General features: G+C 69.7%; 1 protein-coding gene. It reads right to left on the bottom strand.

All coding sequences use genetic code 11. The features are described from left to right. The coding region (locus tag AC0AIB_RS31050; protein WP_465098054.1) for a polyketide synthase dehydratase domain-containing protein at window positions 1-687 on the bottom strand (687 nt) is incomplete at both ends.

Genomic DNA, 687 nt, shown 5'->3' with positions numbered 1-687 from the left:
CCGCATCCAACAACGCCGGATGCACCCCGAACCCCGACACGTCCACCACACCATCAGGCAGAACCACCTCGGCGAACACCTCGCCATCACCCGACCACACCCGACGCAACCCCTGAAACACCGGCCCATACGACAGACCATGGCCCACCAGCGCCTCGTACCAACCAGCCAGATCCGTCTCAGTGGCCGACGGAGGCCACATGCCAACCGCCGGTCCGACGTCCGAGGCGGGCTCCAGCACACCCTCGGCATGCCGAACCCACCCGGCACCAGGGTCCTCCTCCGACTGCGAGTACACCACGACGTCCCGCCCACCGGCCCCGACCGCACCGACACGCACCTGCACCCTCACGCCACCGACAGCCGGCAGGTACAACGGCGCGGCGACAGTGAGTTCCCGCACCCGGCAGGCACCCACCTCGTCACCAGCCCGCACCACCAACTCCACCAGAGCCGTACCCGGCACCACCACCGAACCCGACACCACGTGATCGACCAGCCACGGATGGGTCGACACCGACAACCGACCCGTCAGCACCACCCCGTCGTCACCGGCGAGCCAGACAGCCGCACCCAACAACGGATGCCCCGCCGCCGCGAGACCCACCCCCGACACGTCGCCCGCACGCCAGGCCACCGCCACCGGCCAGAACCGCTCCCGCTGGAACGCATACGTCGGCAGGTCCA

The sequence above is a fragment of the Micromonospora sp. DSM 43699 genome, assembly GCF_055517075.1.
This window is presented reverse-complemented; position numbering and strand designations above follow the sequence as displayed.